General features: G+C 64.7%; 2 protein-coding genes. Both read left to right on the forward strand.

Annotated elements, in window-relative coordinates; all coding sequences use genetic code 11:
* Nucleotides 1–242: 242 nt before the first annotated feature.
* Entirely contained in the window at nucleotides 243–2144 is a 1902-nt protein-coding gene (locus tag ACTJKT_RS19335; RefSeq protein WP_440788194.1) for a PhoX family protein, read from the forward strand.
* A gap of 149 nt (nucleotides 2145–2293) precedes the next feature.
* On the forward strand, nucleotides 2294–3268 hold the full coding sequence (locus ACTJKT_RS19340) for a serine/threonine protein kinase (RefSeq protein ID WP_440788195.1): 975 nt from the start codon (nucleotides 2294–2296) through the stop codon (nucleotides 3266–3268).
* Nucleotides 3269–3298: the final 30 nt, after the last annotated feature.

Raw genomic sequence — 3298 nt, forward strand, 5'->3', positions numbered from 1 at the left:
AGCGGCTACATTGCCCGCGTGTACCGCGAACTATTGGGTTCCCCCTGTAGCCGCTGTCGAGCAACGCGAGGCTGCGATCGACCGCACAGCGGGCGCTGCTTTTGAGGACGCAGGAGGTCCTTCGGACCTATCGCAGCCTGCGGCAGCGGCTACACAAGGTGGCGAAATGCTTTTTCGACGCTGCAATACGTTCGTCATCGACGCTGATTAAGGTGGCTGCAAAACCCTGCAGGAAGCCTGTGATGAGCCTACTAGAAGAAGACCAACCTACCGACCTCGAGAAGATGGTCGGCCTCAGCCGCCGTGGTTTCATCAGCGCCGGTGCCCTGTGCGGTGCGGCCATGTTCCTCGGTGGCAACCTGCTAAGCCGCAGCGTGCTGGCCGCCAGCGTCAGCGCCGGCTCCAGCAAGCTGCTGGGCTTTGAAGGCATTGCCGCCGCCACCAGCGACACCATCACCCTGCCGCCGGGCTACAAGTCCTCGGTCCTGATCAGCTGGGGCCAGCCCCTGCAGAAGAACGGCCCGGCCTTCGACCCAAGCGGCAATGGCACCGCCGCGGCCCAAGAAGTGCAGTTCGGTGACAACAACGACGGCATGAGCCTGTTCGCCTTCCCGGACGACAAGAATCGCGCGCTGATGGCGATCAACAACGAATACACCAACTACCGCTACCTCTACCCCCACGGCGGCATGCCGCAGTCGGCGGAAGACGTGCGCAAGGCCCTGGCCAGCGAAGGCGTGTCGGTGATCGAAGTGCAGCGCCGCAGCGGCCAATGGCAGTTCGTCCAGGGCTCGCGCTACAACCGACGCATCCACGGCAACGCGCCGATTCGCCTGAGCGGCCCGGCCGCCGGCCACGCGCTGATGAAAACCAGCGCCGACAAGAGCGGCAGGAAAGTCCTTGGCACCTTCCAGAACTGCGCCAACGGCAAGACGCCATGGGGCACCTACCTGACCTGTGAAGAAAACTTCACCGACTGCTTCGGCAGCAGCAACGCCCAGCAGACGTTCGATGCCGCGCAGAAGCGTTATGGCGCCTCGGCGAGCAGCCGCGACATCAACTGGCATCAGTTCGACCCACGCTTCGACCTGGCGAAAAACCCCAACGAACTCAACCGTCACGGCTGGGTCGTGGAGATCGACCCGTTCGACCCACAATCCAAACCGATCAAGCGCACAGCCCTGGGCCGCTTCAAGCATGAGAACGCCGCCCTGGCCGAAACCCGCGACGGGCGCGCCGTGGTCTACATGGGCGACGACGAGCGTGGCGAGTTCATCTACAAGTTCGTCAGCCGCGACCGCATCAACCACCGCAACCCCAAGGCCAACCGTGACCTGCTGGACCACGGCACCCTGTACGTGGCGATCTTCGACAATGGCGACGGCAACCCGGACCACCCGAAAGGCAAGGGCAAATGGGTCGAGCTGAGCCATGGCAAGAACGGCATCGACGCCAGCAGCGGTTTCGCCGACCAGGCCGAAGTGCTGATCCACGCCCGCCTGGCGGCCAGCGTGGTCAAGGCCACGCGCATGGACCGTCCGGAATGGATCGTGGTCAGCCCGAAAGACGGCCAGGTCTACTGCACCCTGACCAACAACTCCAAACGCGGCGAAGACGGCCAGCCAGTGGGCGGCCCGAACCCGCGGGAGAAAAACGTCTACGGGCAGATCCTGCGCTGGCAGACCACCCGTGGCGACCACGGCTCGATGGACTTCACCTGGGACCTGTTCGTGGTCGCCGGCAACCCGGCCGTGCACGCCGGCCAGCCGAAAGGCGGTTCGTCGAACATCACTCCGCAGAACATGTTCAACAGCCCCGACGGCCTGGGTTTCGACAAGGCCGGCCGGTTGTGGATCCTCACCGACGGCGACTCCAGCAACGCTGGCGACTTCGCCGGCATGGGCAACAACCAGATGCTCTGCGCCGACCCGGACACCGGTGAAATCCGCCGCTTCATGGTCGGGCCAGTGGGCTGCGAAGTCACCGGCATCACCTTCTCGCCGGATCAGCGCAGCCTGTTCGTGGGCATCCAGCATCCGGGCGAGAACGGCGGTTCGACCTTCCCCGAGCACCTTCCCAACGGCAAGCCGCGTTCCTCGGTGATGGTGATCACCCGGGAAGATGGCGGCATCGTCGGCGCCTGATAGACCGCTTCGCGAGCAAGCCTCACCCCTACACGGATCAGTAGGAGCGAGGCTTGCCCGCGATAGCGTCCGCCCAGCCACCACCTATCCCCCCGTCTGCGCTACCATGCTTGGCCGGACGCAGCAGCCTGCTGCGCGCAGGAGTCAGCATGTCTCACCCGTTCGAAACCCTTACCCCTGATCTAGTCCTCGATGCCGTCGAAAGCATCGGCTTTCTCAGCGACGCCCGCGTTCTGGCACTCAACAGTTACGAAAACCGTGTCTACCAGGTCGGCATCGAAGACGGCGAGCCGCTGATCGCCAAGTTCTACCGCCCGCAGCGCTGGACCAACGAGGCGATCCTCGAGGAGCACCGCTTCACCTTCGAACTCGCCGAATGCGAAGTGCCAGTGGTAGCGCCGCTGATTCACCAGGGCGAAAGCCTGTTCGAGCATCAAGGCTTCCGCTTCACCCTGTTCCCGCGCCGTGGCGGCCGGGCGCCGGAACCCGGCAACCTCGACCAGCTGTATCGCCTGGGGCAATTGCTCGGCCGCCTGCATGCGGTCGGCGCCACCCGCCCGTTCGAACATCGCGAAGCGCTGGGGGTGAAGAACTTCGGCCACGACTCGCTGGCCACCCTGCTGGAAGGCGACTTCGTGCCCAAGAGCCTGCTGCCGGCCTACGAGTCGGTGGCCCGCGACCTGCTCAAGCGGGTGGAAGAGGTCTACCAGGCCACCCCGCACCAGAACATCCGCATGCATGGCGACTGCCATCCCGGCAACATGATGTGCCGCGACGAGGTGTTCCATATCGTCGACCTCGACGACTGCCGCATGGGCCCGGCGGTGCAGGACCTGTGGATGATGCTCGCCGGCAATCGCCAGGAATGCCTGGGGCAGCTGTCGGAGCTGATGGATGGCTACAGTGAATTCCATGACTTCGACTCGCGCGAACTGGCGCTGATCGAACCGCTGCGCGCCCTGCGCCTGATGCACTACAGCGCCTGGCTGGCGCGGCGCTGGGACGACCCGGCCTTCCCGCGCAGCTTCCCCTGGTTCGGCAGCGAGCGTTATTGGGGCGACCAGGTGCTGGCGTTGCGCGAGCAACTTGCGGCGCTCAACGAAGAACCCTTGAAGCTGTTCTGACCCCCAGCCTTTATCCGGCCTGTAGGAGCG

Source organism: Pseudomonas sp. 22526 (genome assembly GCF_052044735.1).
GTDB classification, from domain to species: domain Bacteria; phylum Pseudomonadota; class Gammaproteobacteria; order Pseudomonadales; family Pseudomonadaceae; genus Aquipseudomonas; species Aquipseudomonas piscium.

Coding starts and splice junctions, on each gene's coding strand:
- ACTJKT_RS19340 (WP_440788195.1), top strand. CDS start 2,294: ATGTCTCACCCGTTCGAAACCCTTACCCCTGATCTAGTCCTCGATGCC.
- ACTJKT_RS19335 (WP_440788194.1), top strand. CDS start 243: ATGAGCCTACTAGAAGAAGACCAACCTACCGACCTCGAGAAGATGGTC.